Source organism: Pseudomonas sp. 13B_2.1_Bac1, from assembly GCF_025466155.1.
Lineage (GTDB): Bacteria > Pseudomonadota > Gammaproteobacteria > Pseudomonadales > Pseudomonadaceae > Aquipseudomonas > Aquipseudomonas aylmerensis.
The window spans coordinates 1-19,953 of sequence record NZ_JANLOH010000029.1; the positions used below are offsets into that span (position 1 = coordinate 1).

Below are 19,953 nucleotides of genomic sequence, written 5' to 3' on the forward strand. Positions count from 1 at the left end.
GTGCAAGAACGCTTCGGCCACGACCCGGCCGGTAACCTGCTGATGCAAGACCGTCCCGGTCCGGACATCGTCGCGGGCAACCGGCTGATAATCCAGGGCGATCGCCATTACGACTATGACGCCTTCGGCAACCTGATCCACGAACGACGTGGCCGTGGGCACGCGCTGATCACTGAATACCGCTACGACTGCCAGCATCGGTTGATCGGCATCACCCAGCCCAACGGCCAAACCGCGAGCTACCGCTATGACCCCTTTGGGCGGCGGATCAGCAAAACCGTTGATGGCACAACCACGGAGTTTTTCTGGCAAGGCGACAAGCTGATTGCCGAGCACCATGCGGACCGCCATCGCAGCTATCTCTACGAACCCGACAGTTTCCGTCCACTGGCACTGCTGGAAGGTTTCGGCCCAAAAGAAACCAAGGCCTATCACTACCAACTCGACCACCTCGGCACCCCACAGGAACTGACCGCCCCCGACGGCGAAATCGTCTGGTCCGCGCATTACCGTGCCTACGGAGAAATCAGCCGCCTAGACGTCGGAAAAGTCGACAACCCACTGCGTTTCCAAGGCCAGTACTTTGACCAGGAAAGCGGGCTGCACTACAACCGCCATCGCTACTACAATCCGGATGTTGGCCGCTACCTGACGCCGGATCCGGTGAAGCTGGCGGGAGGGATTAACGCCTACCAATACGTGCCCAATCCTACGAGATGGGTGGATCCGCTGGGACTGAGTACATGCCCAGGGAATAACGAATGTAAACCATCGTTGAGTGTTGACGAGCCTGTACCACAACATAATGATGGACAGCCAACCCTACCCACTGCCCACTCTCATTTCCCAAGCGACCCTAATGATTTAACAGACGTGCTCGGAGTAGCGCCAAAAGTCTCTACGACAAAGCATGATACTCAGCGAATGGAGTGGAGACCTAACAGTAATACCCGCATAAGATTTGAGAGCCATCCGGGAGATGAGGGTATATTCGTACAGAGACATCACGGCGAGCACTATCACATAGAGTTAAAGCCCAACGAGTCCAGTTGGAAACAGGCTGAAAAAAACAATCTAGTAATGAAAGTCAAGCCAAGCAATTACAAAAAAGGGCACGGAACCGGATTTTTACCGGGTGAAAAACATCCAGGAAGCTGATATGAAAAAATTCCCTGTGGCAGATGGAACAATTGAAAAACTGATTTGCAACCGCAATACATTAATAATGGAATTTACAGACTGGCAGGAAAGACGATGGGAGATAACCTTCAACGACCTAGTTGCCTTTCAAGGCTTAGGCGCTGTCGGCACCGAATTATGCGACATGTACGAAGAGGAAAACACATGGCTTTCGCAAGAAGCAACTAGACTGGAGCCTGGTGAAACTGGAATAACTTACTGCTTTACATCGAGTAATGGCGGAGAAACAATTCTTCGTGTAGTTGCTGGTAGCTATAGCGTACAAGAGATATGACATTGACTGACGCGAGCGTTCAGCGAAATATCAATGAGATGCTAAAATTAAAACAGTTTCCTTTAGTCGCTGGCCACGCAGTCAAACCAATATCCTTTGTAAAGAATCTAATCACTACCCCCAGCTTTCTAGAAAAACTACGCATTGAGAATATAAAAAATTATGTATACGATTACATCAATAGATAGCCAACCCTCTAAAACCAAAGCACTTTAACTAAAAAACTTGTCAACCCGAAAAAAAATGAAGATTACTTGTGCCTCTCTTACGCTGAACGCAATGAGATTATTAGATATAAATGATTGCCAAGACTCTCTATCTTGAAACCATTCACGGGGGCACAGCATCAGTTATTAATTTCGGCTTGGAAGGTTGGTTTTACGGCGTGCTTACGAAACACCCACCACCAGACTAGACCCTGAGCCGAATCCGCAGCACAATCGGCTCACCAAATGAGCTGAATAACCTCTCTATTCGGCTCACGCACCCCAGGCATTCCACCATGGCTCATCCGCACTGGATCTGGCAACACGCCGACTGGCCTCACTTCCACTGGCAACCCGGTCGCCTCGCGGCTTTACTGCGCGAATGCGGACAAGCCCAAGGCAAGCTGTTGGGCATGCTTGGCTCCGTCAGCCAGGCAGTCAGCGCACAGAATGAACTGGATACGCTGCTGCAAAATATCCTGACGTCCTCGGCGATTGAGGGTGAGCAGTTGAATGTCGGCTCAGTGCGCTCGTCCCTGGCAAGGCGGATGGGCCTGGAAGCGATGGAAGACGGTCAGGTAAGCCGCCGCAGCGAAGGCCTCGCCGAGTTGATGATGGATGCCACTCAACAATTCACCCAGCCGTTTACCCTCTCCCGCCTATTGAACTGGCATCACTTATTGTTCCCGGCCCCGGAAGCGAGCTATGCCGTTCGAGCGCTCAATATTGGATCCTTGAGGGGAGATGAGCCGATGCAAGTGGTGTCGGGCCGGCTTGATCGGCCGACCGTGCATTTCGAGGCCCCGCCACGTCTGGGACTGGAGCAGGCACTGGCGGATTTCCTGGAGTGGTTCGAAACCAGCCGCGATCAGCCGGAACTGGACCCATTGGTACGCGCCGCCGTCGCGCACTTCTGGTTTGTCACACTGCACCCCTTTGATGACGGCAATGGTCGCCTGACACGCGCTATCACCGATTTGGCACTGGCCCAGGGTGAACACCAGGCCATCCGTTTCTATGCCATGTCAGCCAGCATCCTCGAAGACCGCACCGGCTACTACAACGCGCTGGAATCCAGCCAGAAGTCCTCCCTGGATATCACAGCCTGGCTGGAGTGGTTCCTTAAAACCCTGTTACGCAGCGTACAGCAGGCCATGGCGCGGATTGACCGGGTGCTGGAAAAGAGTCGGTTCTGGCAGCAACACCGCGACCGCCCTTTGTCGGCTGAACAGATCAAGGTCCTCAATCGCCTGCTCGACAGTGGTGAGAAGGGCTTCGAGCACGGCATCAGCGCGGCGCAGTACCAGGCGGTGGCAAAGGTCTCCAAGGCGACAGCGACGCGACACCTGGCGGACCTGCTGGAAAAAAACTGCCTGGTCCGCCTCCCCGGAGGCGGCCGCAGCACGCGTTATCAGGTCAATACAGGGGGCAAGTGACACCCCACTCATTTGCCCAGAATCCCCATGTCTGCTAGTGTCGCGCCGGTTTACCGTCTACCGGAATAGCCGCCATGGCCCGCAAAAAAGTTGCACTCGATTTCGAACAATCCCTCGCCGACCTGCAAACCCTGGTCGAGCGTCTGGAGAACGGCGAGCTGTCGCTGGAAGACTCGCTGACGGCGTTTGAGCAAGGTATCGGCCTGACCCGCGACTGCCAGAGCGCCTTGGCGCAGGCGGAGCAGAAGGTGCAGGTGCTGCTGGAACGTGACGGGGAGTTGGCCGAAGAACCTTTCGATGCGGAACAGCCGGAATGATCGACGCGTATCAGGCCAGTAGCCAAGCCCGGGTAAATGCGGCGCTGGAGCCCTTGTTTGTTGCGCCAAGCCCGGAAATGACGCGCCTGTATGAAGCCATGCGCTACAGCGTGATGAATGGCGGCAAGCGTGTGCGCCCGCTGCTGGCCTACGCGGCCTGCGAAGCGCTGGGGGCGCCTGCCGAAGAGGCGAATGGCGCGGCCTGTGCGGTGGAGCTGATTCACGCCTATTCCCTGGTGCATGACGATTTGCCGGCGATGGACGACGACGATCTGCGTCGCGGCCAGCCGACCACCCACAAAGCGTTCGATGAAGCCTATGCGATCCTGGCCGGCGATGGCCTGCAGAGCCTGGCGTTCAGCGCGTTGCTGGACCCGGCGCTGAGCAGCGTCAACGCCGAGATCCGGTTGCGCATGGTCACCGCCCTGGCCCACGCCGCAGGCCCGGCCGGCATGGTAGGCGGGCAGGCGATCGACATGGGTTCGGTCAGCCTCAAGCTGGACCAGCAAGCCCTCGAGCACATGCATCGCCACAAGACCGGCGCACTGATCGAAGCCGCCGTGCACCTCGGCGCCCTGGCCAGTGGGCGTGCCGAAGCCGCGCAATTGGCGGCCCTGACCACCTATTCCCGGGCCATCGGCCTGGCGTTCCAGGTGCAGGACGATATTCTCGACGTAGAAAGTGACACCGCCACCCTGGGCAAGCGCCAAGGTGCGGATATCGCACGGGACAAACCGACTTATCCTGCGTTGCTCGGCCTTGAAGCCGCCAAGGCCTATGCCCTGGAACTGCGTGACCAGGCCCTGGACGCCCTGCGACCTTTCGACGCGGCGGCCGAGCCCCTGCGGGGCCTGGCGCGGTATATCGTCGAACGCCGCCACTGATAACGGCGGCTATTGCAGCCGCATATCAGCCAAGTTCGGCGCTCTGCGTGGGCAGTTTGCGATGCTTGAGGTAAACTGCCGCCTCTTCTATACCTATAACGATTCGCCTGATGCCCACGACGTTCCAAGAGATTCCCCGCAAGCGCCCGTCCACGCCCCTGCTCGACCGTGCTGCCACGCCGGCCGGCCTGCGTCGACTGGGTGAAGCCGAGCTGGAAACCCTGGCCGATGAACTGCGCCTGGAATTGCTCTACACGGTCGGCCAGACCGGTGGGCATTTCGGTGCCGGCCTGGGCGTCATCGAGCTGACCATCGCGTTGCACTACGTATTCGACACCCCGGACGACCGGCTGGTGTGGGACGTGGGCCACCAGGCGTATCCGCATAAAATCCTTACCGGCCGTCGCGAGCGCATGGGCACCCTGCGCCAGAAGGACGGCATCGCGGCCTTCCCGCGTCGCTCCGAGAGCGAGTACGACACCTTTGGCGTCGGCCACTCCAGCACCTCGATCAGTGCAGCGCTGGGCATGGCCATTGCCGCCCGCCTGCAAGGCAGCGACCGCAAGGCGATTGCCGTGATCGGCGACGGCGCGTTGACCGCCGGCATGGCCTTCGAGGCGCTGAACCACGCGCCGGAAGTGGACGCCAACATGCTGGTGATCCTCAACGACAACGACATGTCGATCTCGCGCAATGTCGGCGGCCTGTCCAACTACCTGGCCAAGATCCTCTCCAGCCGTACTTACGCCAGCATGCGCGAAGGCAGCAAGAAAGTGCTCTCGCGTCTGCCCGGCGCGTGGGAAATTGCCCGCCGTACCGAAGAATATGCCAAGGGCATGCTGGTCCCCGGCACCCTGTTCGAAGAGCTGGGCTGGAACTACATCGGCCCGATCGACGGCCACGACCTGCCGACCCTGATCGCCACGTTGCGCAACATGCGCGACCTCAAGGGCCCGCAGTTCCTGCACATCGTCACCAAGAAGGGCAAGGGTTTCGCCCCGGCGGAAGTCGACCCGATTGGTTACCACGCGATCACCAAGCTCGAACCCGTCGATGCACCCGCCGCCGCGCCGAAAAAAGCCAGCGGGCCGAAGTATTCCGGTGTGTTCGGTGAATGGCTGTGCGACATGGCCGCCGCCGACCCGCGCCTGGTGGGCATTACCCCGGCAATGAAGGAAGGCTCCGACCTGGTGGCCTTCAGCGAGCGTTTCCCGCTGCGCTACTTCGACGTGGCGATTGCCGAGCAGCACGCGGTGACCTTCGCCGCCGGCATGGCCTGTGAAGGCGCCAAGCCAGTGGTCGCGATCTACTCCACCTTCCTGCAGCGCGGCTATGACCAACTGGTCCACGATGTGGCGGTGCAGAACCTCGATGTGCTGTTCGCCATCGACCGCGCCGGTTTGGTCGGCGAAGACGGCCCGACGCACGCCGGCAGCTTCGATCTGTCCTACCTGCGCTGCATCCCCGGCATGCTGGTGATGACACCGAGCGACGAAAACGAATTGCGCAAGATGCTCAGCACCGGGCACCTGTACAACGGCCCGGCTGCCGTGCGCTACCCACGTGGCAACGGCCCGAATGCGGTGATCGAGAAAGACCTCGAGCCAATCGAGATCGGCAAGGGCATCGTGCGTCGCCAAGGCAGCAAGACTGCGTTCCTGGTGTTCGGCGTGCAGCTGGCCGAAGCCTTGAAAGTCGCCGAGAAAATCGACGCGACCGTGGTCGACATGCGCTTCGTCAAACCCCTGGATGAAGCCCTCGTGCGCGAAATCGCCGGCAGCCACGAGCTGCTGGTGACTGTCGAAGAAAACGCCATCATGGGTGGCGCTGGTGCAGCGGTCAGCGAGTTCCTGGCGCGCGAGAACATCCTCAAGTCGGTGTTGCACCTGGGCTTGCCGGATGTGTACGTCGAACATGCCAAGCCGGCGCAGATGCTCGCTGAGTGCGGGTTGGATGAGGCCGGCATCGAAGCATCGGTGCGCGAGCGCCTGGCACTGCTCGGCCTGTAACCCCGAATCACCTGTAGGCGCTGGCTTGCCTGCGATAGCATCACCTCGGCCTCACTGAAAAACCGAGGTGCCTGCATCGCAGGCAAACCAGCGCCTGCATTGGTTTGGTGCCGTGTTCAAATGCAATGGACAGCCCATGAGTCGCCTTCGCTTCGCCCTGCCCTTCCTTCTCCTGCCCGCCAACGACCTGCTCGCCGATACCTTCGAGCGCGACGACGCCCTGAAACTCCCCGACGTCGTCATCAGCGCCAACCGCCAGGTCCAGGCGCGCAACGACAGCAGCGCTGCCAACAGCGTATTCACCCGCGACGACATCGACCGCCTGCAGCCCACCAGCCTTACCGACCTGCTCAGCCGCGTGCCCGGCGTGCAAGTCGCGCCCACTGGTGGCCGTGGCAGCTTGCCGGGCATTTACATTCGCGGCACCAAATCCGCACAAAGCCTGGTGCTGGTGGACGGCCAGCGCATCGCCAACACCACTTCCGGCGACAGCGGCCTGCAGTACTTGAATGTCGACCAGATCGAGCGGGTGGAAGTGCTGCGCGGCTCGCGCTCGGTGATCTACGGCAGCGACGCGATTGGCGGGGTGATCCAGGTGTTTACCCGGCGCAACGCCGAGCAAGGCCTGCAACCGCGCATGAAGCTCGGGTTTGGCAGCAACGGGACGTGGGAACGCAGCCTCGGCGTATCCGGCGGCGACGAGCACACGCGCTTCAACCTGGGTGCGAGCCTGGATGAAACCGCGGGCATCAACTCGACACACCAATCGTTTCCCAGCGATGGCGATCATGATGCCTACCGCAATCAGTCCCTCAGCCTGAACCTCAGCCACGCGTTCAGCGACACGCTGGAGGCGGGTTTCAACCTGTTGGATAACCGCGGTAAATCGGAGTACGACAACAGCTTCGGCCGCTACGACGTCGCGACCGGCCAGACCGTTGGGCAAAAGCCCTACACCGATTACACCGTCAGCAGCGCCAGCGGCTATGTCGACGCCACGCTCAATCAGCACTGGCAATCGCGCCTGGAGCTGGGCCACAGCGAAAATCGCGATACCAAGCGCGACACCCTCAGCGATGATTCCAGTGTGTTCAACACCTATCGCGACTCGGTCAATTGGCAGAACGACCTGACGCTCAATGAGCAAAACAGCCTGATCCTCGGCGGCGACTGGTACGAAGACCGCTTCCACGGCTCCACCACCTTTACCGAAAACAGCCGCTGGAACCGTGCCGCCTTTGTGCAGCATCGCTTTCGCGGGGAGTGGTTTTCCACCGAGCTGGGCCTGCGCCGCGACCAGAACCAGCAGTTCGGCAGCCAGAACAGCTGGAGCGGCACCCTGACCGTGCCGGTCAACCCCGACAATGACCTGCTGCTGAGCTACAGCGAAGGCTTTCGTGCACCGACTTTCAACGACCTGTATTACCCGCAGACGCAATACAGCAACCCCGACCTGCAACCCGAAACCTCCAAGAGCTACGAGCTGCAATGGCGCAGCCAATTGACTGACAGCACGCGCCTGGAGGCCTCGCTGTACCGCACCGACTTGAGCGATGCGATCATCCTCGATCGCACCGGCAAGCCGCAGAACGTGGCATCAGCGCGCATCAACGGGCTTGAAGCGGCACTCAAGCAGGACCTGTTCGGCTGGCAAGGCAACCTTGGCCTCGCGGTCATCGACCCGCGCGACCGTGACAGCGGCCACACCCTGGCCCGCCGGGCGCGGCGCACAGTGAGCCTGGACCTGGATCGTCAATTCGATAAGTTGGGCCTGGGTGCCAGCTGGCAGGCGATCAGCAGCAGCTACGACGATGAAGACAATCGCAATCGCCTGGGCGGTTATGCGCTGCTGGGGCTGCGCAGCAGTTGGGCATTGAACCATGAAGTGTTGCTGTCGGTGAAGATCGATAACCTGCTGGACAAGACGTACGCCCGCGCGATGTACAGCTACAACGACCCGGCGTTCCTGAACAATCACGATTATCGCGAAGAAGGCCGGGTGTGGATGTTTGGGGTGACCTGGACGCCTGAGATGTGAGGCGTCTGTGCAGGCCTCATCGCCGGCTCGGCGCAATCACCTCGCACAACCGCCCCACCGCCTCCAGCATCTGCCCGCTCGGCCGTTCCAAGCCTTTATCCGGCACCACGCGCACCCGTCCTGCCATCGCCGGCCAGACCTTCCAGGCCTGCAGCTGAGCCGGATCACCCACCAGGATCATCTCGGGATCACGCTGCAACACTGACTCGATGCTGACCTGCGGCGCGGGCAGCTTGAGATCGTCGAACACATTGCGCGCGCCGCACACATTCAACGCATCGCTGATGATCTGCCCGCCGCCCACGGTGTACAGCGGCTGGTCCCACACCTGGTAAAACACCCGCAATGGCTCGGCACGTTGATAGCGCTGGCGTAACTCGGCCAGGCGTTGGCGCAACTGCACGGCCAATTGCCGGCCGGCCTCGGCGCGACCCAGCTGTTCGGCAATCGCCTGGACCTGGGTAGTGAGTTGTTCGAGGCTGTGGGGTTCGGCGACGAAAACCGGGATGTTCAGGCGCTGCAGCTGCTCGCGCTGGGCCGGGCCGACGCTGCCGGGCCACAGCAGGATCAGATCGGGCTTGAGGCTGAGCAGGCGCTCCATGTCCAACTGGCCATACTTGCCAACCGATGGCACGTTGACCAGCGCTTCCGGTCGCTCACCGCCATCGAGCACGCCGACCAGCAGGTCGGCAGCGCCCAGTTCAGCCACGATTTCAGACAAGGATGGCGCCAGGCTCACCACGCGCTCGGCCGCCCACGCCGGGGCACTCAGCGCCAGCAGCAGGACCGCCAGCCAGTGGCGCTTCATCCCAGTTGGCGGGGAATGCGGTAGAGGTAGAACAGCACCAGGGTCGACAGCGCCAGCAGAAACAGCGGCACCGCTTCCAGGCCGACGAACACCGCCAGGGCACCGATCCACGCGGGTATGGCAGCCACCAGCAACGCCGTGCGCCGGCGGGCCGCGAGGGTGATCCAGGCAGCCGGTTCTTCGGGGGTATCGAGGGCTTTGGCGGTGGCGATCAGCGCGTGTTTATAGCCGTGAAAGTAGCGCAGGCTGAGGAACATCGAGGCCACGCCGGCGATAAAGAATGGCATCGCCAGCACCGGCAGCAGGGACTCGGCCTGGCCAAACACCAGGTTGATCACGAACAGCGGGAGCAGCGCCAGGGCCAGGTACTGCCACCAGTTGAAGGACAGTCGCCGTTTCACCTGGCCGCGGGTCACGCGCGATCGACCTCGCCCTGATGCTCGTTGCCCATCATATGGTCGAGCTTGCTGGCCTTGGTCGCGAGGTAGAGCTTGTTATGCGGGTTGTGCCCGGTGTGCAGCGGCACGCGTTCGGCCACAGTGATGCCCATCTCGGTCAAGGCCTTGACCTTGCGCGGGTTGTTGGTCATCAGGCGCAGGGATTTGACGCCCAAGTGCTCGAGCATCGGCAGGCAGATCGCGTAGTCACGCTGATCGGCGGCGAAGCCCAGGCGCTCATTGGCCTCGACGGTATCGGCGCCGCCATCCTGCAGCTCGTAGGCGCGGATCTTGTTCAGCAAGCCAATGCCACGGCCTTCCTGACGCAGGTACAGCAGCACGCCACGGCCTTCGCGGGCGATAGCCTGCAGCGCGGCTTCCAGTTGCGAACCGCAGTCGCAGCGCTGGCTGAACAGCGCGTCACCGGTCAGGCATTCGGAGTGCACGCGCCCCAGAACCGGCGCGCCATCAGCGATATCCCCCAGGCTGAGCACAACGTGCTCGCGACCGGTGGCTTCTTCGAGAAAGCCGTTCATGGTGAACGTGGCAAAAGGGGTAGGCAGCTTGGAAGCAGCGACGAAAACGACGGGCACCGTGTGCTCCTGATTTCAGTTTTTACAGTGGCGGCCATTGTAACAGCAGGTTCCTACAGACGCTTAAGCTGAATTATCGCTGATAAAGATCAATCGGTTCGATTGGCCTTCATCCCGGTTCTATGCAGGTCAGAACGGATACGGCTGTTTCCAGCGCTCGAAAATCGGCTTCAGCTCGGCATTTTTCACCAGGGTCGCCATGCGCTGGTCGAACAGTGCCATTAACCCCCGTCCACGCTCGTTGTCGGCAAACCCGACATACAACGGCAGTTCGGCAATATGCGTCAGCCTGAAGCGCGCCGGGTCGTCGGCCTGCTTGAGAACATAGGACGCTTCGGTCAGGGCATCGATGTAGAAGTCGGCTCGGCCGTGCTGCAGCATCGGCAGAATGCCGTCGCGCCGCTGGATCTGGTTGAAACGGTGCACATTGGGCAAGTACTCCTCGTACTTGTAGCCGCGCACCCAGGCCAGGCGGTAATTGCCGAGGGTGGCCACGGTCGGCGTCGCGGTGCTGGCCAGGCCGAGGGCGTAGATATGATCGGAATCGAAGTTCCAGTGCGGGTACAACACCCCTTGGGCTTCTTCGCGATAGGAACCGACCCAGCCGTCCACCTCGCCACGCTGGGTCAGGCCGACCGAACGGGTATAGGGCACGGTGCGGGTCTGCAGCCTGATCCCCGCAGGCTCGAACACCTGACGCAGCACATCCCAGGCCAGGCCGCTGCCGTCGGCGTTGGTGTAGTCGTCCCAGGCCTCACTGGCCAGCAGCACCTTGCCGGGCACCACCGGCACTTCCCGCGCCAGGGTGGGCGCCGCGACGGTACACAGCAGTATCAGCAGCCAGCGGCGCACATCCATGGTGACGACCTCCTGCAAAGCCTTGCCTCCGTGATAACGCTATAGAGGGTAGCGCAGCTCGCCGACTCAGGGCGCCTCGCGAAAATGCTGATAGCCGCGAACGGCCGGGGTGATGTCCTGCCCGGCGGCATCCAGCAGCGTCACGCCCTGCCCCGCCTCGACCCGGCCGATCACATGGATCGGCCAGCCGCCGGCCAGCAGCGGCGCCAACTCGACAGGTGGCAGGGTGAACGCCAGGACATAATCGTCGCCGCCGCTCAAGGCCGCCACGCGCGCGGCGTCATCACCGACAAACGCCAGCAGCGGCGCCGACAACGGCAACCGCTCGCGCTCGATCAATAGGCTGACAGCCGATGCCTTGGCGATATGCCCGCAATCGGCGAGCAGCCCGTCGGAGATATCCATCGCGGACGTAGCCTTGCCACGCAGCGCCAGCCCCAGGGCCAACTGCGGCTGCGGCGACCAGTAATGGGCCAGCAGCGGATCGGCGATTGCCGCGTCGGCGCTGCGCTGCCCCAGGACCAGCGGCAAGGCACCTGCGGCATTGCCGAGTTCACCGCCCACGCACAACAGGTCGCCCGGCTGCGCACCGCTGCGGGTCAGCGCCTGCCCGGCGGGTACACGACCAAACACGGTCAGGGTCAGGCTCAACGGGCCGCGCGTGGTGTCGCCGCCCACCAGGCCCACACCGCAGCGTTGCGCCATGGCGTTCAAACCCTGGGCATAGCGTTGCAGCCAATCGGCATCGACCGTCGGTGTCGTCAGGGCAAGGGTAAACGCGAGGGGATGGGCGCCCATGGCGGCCAGGTCGCTCACCGCCACGGCCAGCGAGCGCTGGCCGAGCAGAAACGGGTCACAGGGGTCGGCAAAGTGTACGCCGGCCACTAACGTATCGGTGGAGATTGCCAGCTGCTCCCCGGCAGGGAGCGCCAGCAAGGCGCAGTCATCGCCAATCCCCAGAGCAATGCCTTCGCCGCCCTGCGCACACGGCGCGGCGGCGAAGTAGGTGTGGATCAGCTCAAACTCACCCATGGGAACTCAAGCGCGGCTTAGCGCTTGTGTTCCTTCACTTCGGCTTCGCGCAGGCGCGGGGCCAGCTTGTCGAGCACGCCGTTGACGAACTTGTGGCCGTCGGTCGAACCGTAGACTTTCGCCAGTTCGATCCCTTCGTTGATCACCACGCGGTACGGCACGTCGACGCGCTTGAGCAGTTCCCAGGTGGACAGGCGCATGACGCACAGTTCAACCGGGTCCAGTTCCTCGATGGTCAGGTCCAGGCAAGGTGCCAGGGCCGTATCGATCTCGGTCAGGTTGGCGTGGACGCCGTGCAGGATGTCGTGGAAGTAGCTCTGGTCGGCGAACGTAAAGTCGTTGTCGACACGAAACTGTGCTTCGATTTCGTTCAGCGAAGCGCCTGCCAGGTGACGCTGGTACAGCGCCTGGGTCGCGAGCTGACGCGCCTTGCGACGCTTCTCGCTCTTGGAGGGCTTGCCGGCATCCGCAGGACGTGGCTCCTGAGGGTTGAACTGATCGCTCTCGTCGGAAATCACTTGGCCTCCAACTGCGACAGCAGGCTGACCATTTCCAGGGCGGACAGGGCAGCTTCAGCGCCTTTGTTACCGGCCTTGGTGCCGGAACGCTCGATGGCTTGCTCGATGGAATCCACGGTCAGCACGCCAAACGCAACCGGCACGCCGAACTCCATGGACACCTGGGCCAGGCCCTTGGTGCATTCGCCAGCCACGTATTCGAAGTGCGGAGTACCGCCACGAATGACCGCGCCCAGGGCGATGATCGCCGCGTATTCACCCTGTTGTGCAACTTTTTGCGCAACCAGTGGAATTTCGAAGGCGCCAGGCGCACGGATGATAGTGATGTCGCTCTCGCTCACACCGTGGCGAACCAGGGCGTCCACGGCACCGCTTACCAGGCTTTCAACCACGAAGCTGTTGAAGCGGCCAACCACCAGGGCATAGCGGCCTTTGGGGGCGATGAAGGTACCTTCGATGGTCTTCAGGGTCATTCGACAAATCTCTTAAAGAGCCGGGACGCGAAAAGTGCGTCCCTCAGTGATGATTTAACCGCGAACAAGGGGCAGGAATCGCCGGCCTTTATTCGGAGGGCACGTATTCTACAACTTCCAGGTCGAAACCGGATATCGCATTAAATTTCATTGGCGCACTCATCAGGCGCATTTTGCGCACACCGAGGTCGCGCAGGATCTGCGAACCGGCGCCGACGATGCTGTAGGTGGTCGGCGTCTTGACCTGGGCATGCTCGGCGGTTTCGCGAATATGCGCGAGCAGGACGTCGCCATCCACCGGGTTGCCGAGCAACAGCACCACACCACTGCCAGCCTCGGAAACCGCCGCCATGGCGGCGCGCAGGCTCCAGCGGCCGGGTTGCTTGACCATCAGCAGGTCGCGCAGCGGGTCCATGTTGTGCACCCGCACCAGGGTCGGTTCGTCGGCGCAGATGGTGCCCAGGGTCAGGGCCATGTGCACGTCGCCTGCCACCGAATCACGGTAGGTCACCAGGTTGAATTGGCCCAGTTCGCTGTCCAGCGGCTGCTCGGCAATCCGCTGAACGGTACGTTCGTGGATCATGCGGTAGTGAATCAGGTCGGCAATCGTGCCGATCTTGATGCCGTGTTCAGCGGCGAAGGCTTCGAGTTCGGCGCGACGGGCCATGGTGCCGTCGTCGTTCATCACTTCGCAGATCACCCCGCTCGGCTCGAACCCGGCCATGCGCGCCAGGTCGCAGGCCGCCTCGGTGTGGCCGGCGCGCGCCAGGGTCCCGCCCGGCTGGGCCATCAGCGGGAAGATATGGCCGGGGCTGACGATGTCTTCAGCCTTGGCGTCTTTCGCGGCAGCCGCTTGCACGGTGCGCGCGCGGTCGGCGGCGGAGATACCGGTGGTGACGCCGGTGGTCGCTTCAATCGACACGGTGAACTTGGTGCCAAAGCCCGACCCATTGCGCGGCGCCATCAACGGCAGCTTGAGCAGTTCGCAGCGCTCACGGCTCATGGGCATGCAGATCAACCCACGGGCGTGCTTGGCCATGAAGTTGATGTGCTCGGGCTTGCAGGCCTCGGCAGCCATGATGATGTCGCCTTCGTTCTCGCGGTCTTCGTCATCCATCAGGATGACCATCTTGCCTTGGCGGATGTCTTCAACCAGTTCTTCGATGCTATTGAGCGCCACGCGGCACCCCCTTGGTCAGGATTTCAGGTAGCCGTTAGCGGCCAGAAAACTTTCAGTGATGTTCCCGGCAGTTGGCTCTGCGGCCTTATCGCCCAACAACAGGCGCTCCAGGTAACGGGCAAGCAAGTCGACTTCCAGGTTCACCCGGCGACCCTGCTGGTAGGACGCCATGATGGTTTCGCTGAGGGTGTGGGGAATAATCGTCAGTTCGAATTCGGCGCCATTCACGGCGTTCACGGTCAGGCTGGTGCCGTCGACGGTGATCGAGCCTTTGTGGGCGATGTACTTGGCCAGCTCTTTCGGCGCGCGGATGCGAAATTCCACGGCACGCGCGTTTTCGCTGCGGGCAACCACTTCGCCGACGCCGTCGACGTGGCCGCTGACCAGATGGCCACCGAGCCGGGTGGTCGGGGTCAGGGCTTTTTCCAGATTGACCGGGCTGCCGGCCTTCAGGTCGTTCATCGCGGTGCAGTCCAGGGTTTCCCGGCTGACATCGGCGGCAAAGCCGTTGCCCGGCAGTTCGATAACGGTCAAGCACACGCCGCTGACGGCGATGCTGTCGCCCAGCTTGACGTCGCCGAGGTCGAGCTTGCCGGTTTCAACCAGCAGGCGCACGTCGCCGCCTTTGGGGGTCATGGCGCGGATGCTGCCGATGGATTCGATAATGCCGGTGAACATGGCCTTCTCCTGGAAAACGGTGCGGGCACTTGAGCGCCCGGTCAGAATTATACGCTCGCGGGTGGAAGCGGGACGGCAGTGACTCGCCAGTCGTCGCCTACCGCGCGCATTTCAGTGATCTTGAGTTGGGGGGCGTCGGCCAGTTTCTCAAGCGGCCAGTCCAGCAAAGGCCGCGCGGCGGAGCCGAGGAACTTGCCGGCGACGAAAATCACATACTCGTCGACCAGCCCCTGCTGGGCAAACGCACCGGCCAGGCTCGGGCCGGCCTCGACCAACACTTCGTTGACGCCACGGGCGGCCAGCGCCAGCAGTGCCGAGCGCAGGTCGACCTGGCCGTCCACGCCCGGCACCACCAGGCACTCGGGCCCGCGCGGAAACTGGTTTTCCGGGGTCACGCAGGTGATCACCAGCGCAGGGCCCGCCTTGAAGAATGGAGCATTGAGCGGCACCCGCAGGCGCCCGTCGATCAACACACGCAGCGGCGGGCGCGACATGGCGAGTGCCGTAGTGTCTTCATCCAGGCCCAGCTCGGCGGCGCGCACGGTCAGGCGTGCGCCGTCGGCCAGCACTGTGTCGGCGCCGGTCAGCACCACGCTGGCCTCGGCGCGCAGACGCTGCACGGCGGCGCGGGCAGCCGGGCCGGTGATCCATTGGCTTTCGCCGCTGGCCATCGCGGTGCGACCGTCGAGGCTCATCGCCAGCTTGACCCGCACAAAGGGCAGGCCATGCTCCATACGTTTGAGAAACCCGGGGTTCAGCGCACGCGCCTGTGCCTCGAGCACACCGCTGTGCACCTCGATACCCGCCTGAGCCAGGCGCTGCATGCCCCGCCCGGCCACTTCCGGGTTCGGGTCCTGCATCCCGGCGACCACCCGCGCGACGCCGGCGCTCACCAGTGCGTCGGCACACGGCGGCGTGCGGCCATGGTGGCTGCAAGGTTCGAGGGTCACGTACACGGTGGCGCCGCGTGCCTTGTCACCGGCGGCGCGCAGGGCGTTGGGCTCGGCATGCGGTTCGCCGGTGCGTTCATGCCAGCCTTCGCCGACCACCTGCCCATCGCGCACAATCACGCAGCCGACCCGAGGATTGGGATGGGTGGTGTACAGGCCCTTGCGCGCCAATTCGAGGGCGCGGGCCATGTAATGGGCGTCGAGGACGGCCTGTTCAGCAGAAGGTGGGTTCATTCTTTGACCGGCTCACGGGCCAGGCGGTCGATCTCTTCGCGGAACTCATTGAGGTCCTGGAAGCGTCGATACACCGAAGCGAAACGGATATAGGCGACTTCGTCGAGCTTTTGCAGCTCGCCCATCACCAGCTCTCCAACCACCAGGCTCTTGACCTCGCGCTCGCCGGTCGCACGCAGCTTGTGCTTGATATGCACCAGCGCCGCTTCCAGCCGCTCGACACTCACCGGGCGTTTTTCCAGGGCGCGCTGCATACCGGCGCGCAGTTTTTCTTCGTCGAAGGGCTGGCGGCTGCCGTCGGACTTGATCAGCCGTGGCAACACCAGTTCGGCGGTTTCAAAGGTGGTGAAACGTTCACCGCAGGCCAGGCATTCGCGCCGGCGACGCACTTGATCGCCCTCGGCGACCAGACGCGAGTCAATGACCTTGGTGTCGTTGGCACCGCAGAAGGGACAGTGCATGGTGGCAGGCAACAAAAAAAGGGAGGGCCATGGTAGCGCATCCCCGTGGCAAGACAAGCCATAGCCTTTACGGTATATAGGCTGACTATTATGTTTCATATTTTTTAAGCCACGGATTTTGTCCTTTCTGGAGCCGTACATGCAGTTACGACCACTTGTTTTGCTTACCCTGTTCAGTTTCCTGGTCGCCTGCAGCAGCGAAGCCCCCAAGCCGGCCGCGCCTCAACCGACGCCTGCGCAAGAGAAAAAAGTCCCAGGCATCGAGGACCTCGGCCCCCTGCCCGCCTACCAGCGTGAAATCAGCGGCAGCCTGACCAACGTGCCGGCCGGCGCCGAAGTCGAGATGGCGCTGCTGGTCATCGATGACCGTTCGCGCCCGCAACAACTGCTGGCCAGCAGTGTGCTGACCGGCAACGGCCAGCCGCTCGCCTTCCGCCTGCGCTACAACCCCGAAGCCTTCCCGGCCGGTGCGCGGGTTGAATTGCGCGGTCGCGCCAGCCAGTCCGGCCAGTTGATCCTGCACCTGCCCGCCGTGCGCATCACCCAGCCGATCACCCAGACCACCGGCCCCCTGCAACTCGTCAAGGCACCATGACGCCACCGCTGGACCTGCAAGCCGCGCTGAACGAGCTGATCGGCGACGCGCACTTGGTGCCCTGCCCTTTGCCGGGCACCGAGTTGTCGTTGTGGTTGCTTGACGCCGACAACATGGACCGCGCTTTCAGCCCCGAAGAAACCCGGCGCATCCTGCACGAGCCGCCTTACTGGAGCTTTTGCTGGGCCAGCGGCCTGGCTCTGGCACGCTACCTGGCGGCCAACCCGCAATGGGTCGCGGGAAAACGCGTGCTCGACTTCGGCGCCGGCTCCGGTGTGGCCGCGATTGCGGCGCTCAAGGCGGGTGCGCTGGAAGTGGTGGCCTGCGATCTGGATCCGCTGGCGTTGGCGTCCTGTCGGGCGAATGCCGAGCTCAACGGTGTAGAGCTGAGCTACTCGGCGGACTTTTTCGCCGAAGCCGACCGCTTCGACCTGATCCTGGTCGCCGACGTGCTCTATGATCGGGCCAACCTGCCGCTGCTGGACCAGTTTCTGAGCCGAGGCCGCGAAGCGTTGGTGGCGGATTCGCGCGTGCGTGATTTCCAGCATCCGGATTACCGGCGGCTGGAGATCCTGGATGCGCTGACGTTGCCGGATTTGGCGGAGCCTTGGGAGTTTCGCAAGGTGAGCCTGTACCATTCGCGGCGTTCCTGAGGGCATCGCCGGCAAGCCAGCGCCAGCAGGTGAGCGCATTCCCCTGCTGGACACGCTTTCAGCCAATCGCGCCAGCCCTTATAGTTGCCCCATTCCCGCTTTATTCGAGACGCCCCATGAGTGAGCCCACGCCGTACATCTTCGATGTCACCACCGCCAACTTTGATCAGGCCGTGATCCAGAATTCCTTCGAAAAACCCGTGCTGGTGGATTTCTGGGCCGAGTGGTGCGCGCCGTGCAAGGCGCTGATGCCGATGCTCGCGCAGATCGCCGAGAGCTATCAGGGCGAGTTGCTGCTGGCCAAGGTCGATTGCGATGCCGAGCAGGATATCGTCGCGCGGTTCGGCATTCGCAGCCTGCCGACCGTGGTGCTGTTCAAGGATGGCCAGCCGGTCGACGGTTTTGCCGGGGCGCAGCCGGAGTCGGCGGTGCGGGCGATGCTGGAGCCGCATGTGCAGATGCCACCACCGGCCGCGGCAGATCCGCTGGAGCAGGCCCAGGCGCTGTTTGCCGACGGCCGCATCAGCGATGCCGAAGCGGTGCTGGTGGCGCTGCTGGGCGAGGACAATACCAACGCCGCGGCGTTGATCCTGTATGCGCGCTGCCTGGCCGAGCGCGGTGAGCTGGGTGAAGCCCAGACCGTGCTGGACGCAGTCAAGAGCGACGATCACAAGGCCGCCCTCGCCGGGGCCAAGGCGCAAATCACCTTCCTGCGCCAGGCCGCCGACCTGCCGGACGCTGCCGACTTGAAAAGCCGCCTGGCGCAAGACCCGCAGGACGACGAAGCGGCTTATCAACTGGCCATCCAGCAACTGGCGCGCCAGCAGTACGACGCGGCGCTCGAAGGCTTGCTCAAGCTGTTTATCCGCAACCGCAGCTACAGCGAAGGCTTGCCGCACAAGACCTTGCTGCAGGTGTTCGAACTGCTGGGCAATGATCACCCGCTGGTGACCGCGTACCGCCGCAAGCTGTTTGCCGCGCTGTACTAATCGCCGATCCAACTGTACAGCGGCGTATCCCCGCCGCTGCTCACCTTGACCTTGGCACTATGGCGCAGGCGCACCAGCAGGCGCTTGCCCGCCGACGCGTCGCCCGCCAAACCTTCAAGCTGGTCGAGCAACTCCAGGCCATTCAGTTGGCCGGCGTTGCGCAACAGGTCCTGGGCGCCCTGCCACTGGTCGTCATTGTGCTTGGCCGGCGCCACCGGCGCGGCAGCCGCACTCGTCACGGGCGCAGCCTGCAACTGCGCGCCGAGTCGCGCCCAATCGCCGTCATCCAGTTCCAGCGTCAAGTCCACCGGCAGGTCGCCGACGGTTCCACGAATTCGCAACATCGTCCTTACTCCTGCACTTTTCTGACGGGCATGCTCCCATGCGGCTTGCGCAACGCCAAGCGGGCGGTCAAACTCTCGGCACTATTGTTATAAGATCACATAACAAAACTTTCATGTTCTGGAGCCTTCTCATGCGCCGTCTGCTGCTTGCTTTGCCGTTTGCCCTGTTGCCACTCGCCATCGCCCATGCTGCCGACGAGCACGATCATGAACACGAGCACGGCAGCCTGGGTGCCCACGAACACGGCGTCGGTCGCCTCAATGCCGTACTCGACGGCCAGGCCCTGGAGCTTGAGCTCGACAGCCCGGCGATGAACCTGGTGGGCTTCGAACACCAAGCCTCTACCCCCGCAGACAAGGCCAAGGTCGCCGCTGCACGCAAGCAGCTGGAAAACCCTGTCGCCCTGTTCAACCTGCCCAAAAGTGCCGGTTGCGTCGTGAGCACCCAGGAACTCAACAGCCCACTGTTCGGCGACAAACCCGAAGTTGACCACGACGACGATGATGACGATCACGACGCCAAAGACGGCGCCCACGAGCATCATCACGACCACAGCGAAATCCACGCGCATTACCAATTCACCTGCGCCACGCCGACAGCCCTGAGCAACCTGGATCTGAGCCAGGTGTTCAAGACCTTCCCTGCCACGCAGAAAATCCAGGTTCAACTGATCGGCCCGAGTGGCCAGCAAGGTGTTGAAGCGACGGCACAGGCAGCTACCCTGAAATTTTGAGTTCATGCCTTAGTCAGGGTGGGAGCTGGCTTGGGGGGGGGGGCCCCGCCCC

General features: G+C 62.5%; 23 protein-coding genes. 11 read left to right on the forward strand and 12 right to left on the reverse strand.

All coding sequences use genetic code 11. From position 1 onward, the window contains the following. The 7 genes from NTD80_RS06450 to NTD80_RS06480 form a co-directional block, all read left to right on the forward strand. Positions 1 to 1,158: RHS repeat domain-containing protein (locus tag NTD80_RS06450; protein WP_262132739.1), on the forward strand; the 1,158-nt coding region annotated here is incomplete at its 5' end. A gap of 1 nt (position 1,159) precedes the next feature. Beyond that, positions 1,160 to 1,474: a hypothetical protein gene (locus tag NTD80_RS06455; protein WP_262132741.1), complete on the forward strand. Its 315-nt coding sequence runs from the start codon at positions 1,160 to 1,162 to the stop codon at positions 1,472 to 1,474. A gap of 502 nt (positions 1,475 to 1,976) precedes the next feature. Next, positions 1,977 to 3,116, forward strand: a complete 1,140-nt coding sequence (locus tag NTD80_RS06460) for a Fic family protein (protein WP_262132743.1) — start codon at positions 1,977 to 1,979, stop codon at positions 3,114 to 3,116. A 74-nt stretch (positions 3,117 to 3,190) separates the two neighbouring features. Further along, positions 3,191 to 3,433, forward strand: coding sequence for an exodeoxyribonuclease VII small subunit (locus NTD80_RS06465; protein WP_003176346.1), 243 nt, complete (start codon positions 3,191 to 3,193; stop codon positions 3,431 to 3,433). After that, on the forward strand, positions 3,430 to 4,317 hold the full coding sequence (gene ispA, locus NTD80_RS06470) for a (2E,6E)-farnesyl diphosphate synthase (protein ID WP_065909986.1): 888 nt from the start codon (positions 3,430 to 3,432) through the stop codon (positions 4,315 to 4,317). The genes NTD80_RS06465 and ispA overlap by 4 nt, the downstream gene beginning before the upstream one ends. 110 nt (positions 4,318 to 4,427) lie before the next feature. Continuing rightward, the gene (gene dxs / locus NTD80_RS06475; protein ID WP_120450131.1) at positions 4,428 to 6,326 is read left to right on the forward strand and encodes a 1-deoxy-D-xylulose-5-phosphate synthase; all 1,899 of its coding nucleotides are present in this window, start codon (positions 4,428 to 4,430) and stop codon (positions 6,324 to 6,326) included. Between the two features lie 136 nt (positions 6,327 to 6,462). Continuing rightward, entirely contained in the window at positions 6,463 to 8,364 is a 1,902-nt protein-coding gene (locus NTD80_RS06480; protein WP_262132747.1) for a TonB-dependent receptor domain-containing protein, read from the forward strand. Between the two features lie 16 nt (positions 8,365 to 8,380). On the opposite strand, the gene NTD80_RS06485 is transcribed toward NTD80_RS06480, so the two are convergent. From NTD80_RS06485 to nrdR, 11 genes are all read right to left on the reverse strand, one after another. Next, positions 8,381 to 9,172: a cobalamin-binding protein gene (locus NTD80_RS06485; protein WP_262132748.1), complete on the reverse strand. Its 792-nt coding sequence runs from the start codon at positions 9,170 to 9,172 to the stop codon at positions 8,381 to 8,383. Next, positions 9,169 to 9,588: a nuclear FMR1 interacting 1 family protein gene (locus NTD80_RS06490; RefSeq protein ID WP_201145973.1), complete on the reverse strand. Its 420-nt coding sequence runs from the start codon at positions 9,586 to 9,588 to the stop codon at positions 9,169 to 9,171. Before NTD80_RS06490 ends, NTD80_RS06485 begins: the two co-directional genes overlap by 4 nt. Next, positions 9,585 to 10,202 (reverse strand): GTP cyclohydrolase II, encoded by a 618-nt coding sequence (gene ribA, locus NTD80_RS06495; RefSeq protein WP_065909979.1) that lies wholly within the window; start codon positions 10,200 to 10,202, stop codon positions 9,585 to 9,587. The genes NTD80_RS06490 and ribA overlap by 4 nt, the downstream gene beginning before the upstream one ends. Before the next feature lie 129 nt (positions 10,203 to 10,331). Further along, complete coding sequence (locus NTD80_RS06500; protein ID WP_262132749.1) at positions 10,332 to 11,060, reverse strand: substrate-binding periplasmic protein; 729 nt, start codon at positions 11,058 to 11,060, stop codon at positions 10,332 to 10,334. A gap of 66 nt (positions 11,061 to 11,126) precedes the next feature. Then, positions 11,127 to 12,092, reverse strand: a complete 966-nt coding sequence (gene thiL, locus NTD80_RS06505; protein ID WP_106802512.1) for a thiamine-phosphate kinase — start codon at positions 12,090 to 12,092, stop codon at positions 11,127 to 11,129. A 17-nt stretch (positions 12,093 to 12,109) separates the two neighbouring features. Next, complete coding sequence (nusB, locus tag NTD80_RS06510; RefSeq protein ID WP_044269051.1) at positions 12,110 to 12,610, reverse strand: transcription antitermination factor NusB; 501 nt, start codon at positions 12,608 to 12,610, stop codon at positions 12,110 to 12,112. After that, positions 12,607 to 13,083 (reverse strand): 6,7-dimethyl-8-ribityllumazine synthase, encoded by a 477-nt coding sequence (gene ribE, locus NTD80_RS06515; protein ID WP_003176356.1) that lies wholly within the window; start codon positions 13,081 to 13,083, stop codon positions 12,607 to 12,609. Before ribE ends, nusB begins: the two co-directional genes overlap by 4 nt. A gap of 88 nt (positions 13,084 to 13,171) precedes the next feature. Further along, a complete protein-coding gene (gene ribBA, locus NTD80_RS06520) occupies positions 13,172 to 14,263 on the reverse strand; it encodes a bifunctional 3,4-dihydroxy-2-butanone-4-phosphate synthase/GTP cyclohydrolase II (protein ID WP_065909973.1) in 1,092 nt (363 codons plus the stop codon). A 15-nt stretch (positions 14,264 to 14,278) separates the two neighbouring features. After that, on the reverse strand, positions 14,279 to 14,941 hold the full coding sequence (locus NTD80_RS06525) for a riboflavin synthase (RefSeq protein WP_262132753.1): 663 nt from the start codon (positions 14,939 to 14,941) through the stop codon (positions 14,279 to 14,281). A 47-nt stretch (positions 14,942 to 14,988) separates the two neighbouring features. Further along, positions 14,989 to 16,125, reverse strand: coding sequence for a bifunctional diaminohydroxyphosphoribosylaminopyrimidine deaminase/5-amino-6-(5-phosphoribosylamino)uracil reductase RibD (ribD, locus tag NTD80_RS06530; RefSeq protein WP_262132754.1), 1,137 nt, complete (start codon positions 16,123 to 16,125; stop codon positions 14,989 to 14,991). Continuing rightward, a complete protein-coding gene (gene nrdR / locus NTD80_RS06535; RefSeq protein WP_016978538.1) occupies positions 16,122 to 16,586 on the reverse strand; it encodes a transcriptional regulator NrdR in 465 nt (154 codons plus the stop codon). The genes ribD and nrdR overlap by 4 nt, the downstream gene beginning before the upstream one ends. A gap of 139 nt (positions 16,587 to 16,725) precedes the next feature. Here nrdR and NTD80_RS06540 point away from each other — a divergent pair, with 139 nt between their 5' ends. The 3 genes from NTD80_RS06540 to trxA all read left to right on the forward strand — a co-directional run bounded on the left by NTD80_RS06540 (position 16,726) and on the right by trxA (position 18,823). After that, entirely contained in the window at positions 16,726 to 17,181 is a 456-nt protein-coding gene (locus NTD80_RS06540; RefSeq protein ID WP_065909967.1) for a YbaY family lipoprotein, read from the forward strand. After that, a complete protein-coding gene (locus NTD80_RS06545) occupies positions 17,178 to 17,834 on the forward strand; it encodes a class I SAM-dependent methyltransferase (RefSeq protein WP_262132755.1) in 657 nt (218 codons plus the stop codon). The genes NTD80_RS06540 and NTD80_RS06545 overlap by 4 nt, the downstream gene beginning before the upstream one ends. A gap of 116 nt (positions 17,835 to 17,950) precedes the next feature. Continuing rightward, positions 17,951 to 18,823: a thioredoxin gene (trxA, locus tag NTD80_RS06550; protein WP_065909965.1), complete on the forward strand. Its 873-nt coding sequence runs from the start codon at positions 17,951 to 17,953 to the stop codon at positions 18,821 to 18,823. Here the strand turns inward: trxA and NTD80_RS06555 are convergent. Next, positions 18,820 to 19,167, reverse strand: coding sequence for a hypothetical protein (locus NTD80_RS06555; protein ID WP_106802509.1), 348 nt, complete (start codon positions 19,165 to 19,167; stop codon positions 18,820 to 18,822). The genes trxA and NTD80_RS06555 overlap by 4 nt on opposite strands. Before the next feature lie 131 nt (positions 19,168 to 19,298). On the opposite strand from NTD80_RS06555, the gene NTD80_RS06560 reads away from it, so the two are divergent. After that, complete coding sequence (locus NTD80_RS06560) at positions 19,299 to 19,901, forward strand: DUF2796 domain-containing protein (protein WP_262132757.1); 603 nt, start codon at positions 19,299 to 19,301, stop codon at positions 19,899 to 19,901. Positions 19,902 to 19,953: the final 52 nt, after the last annotated feature.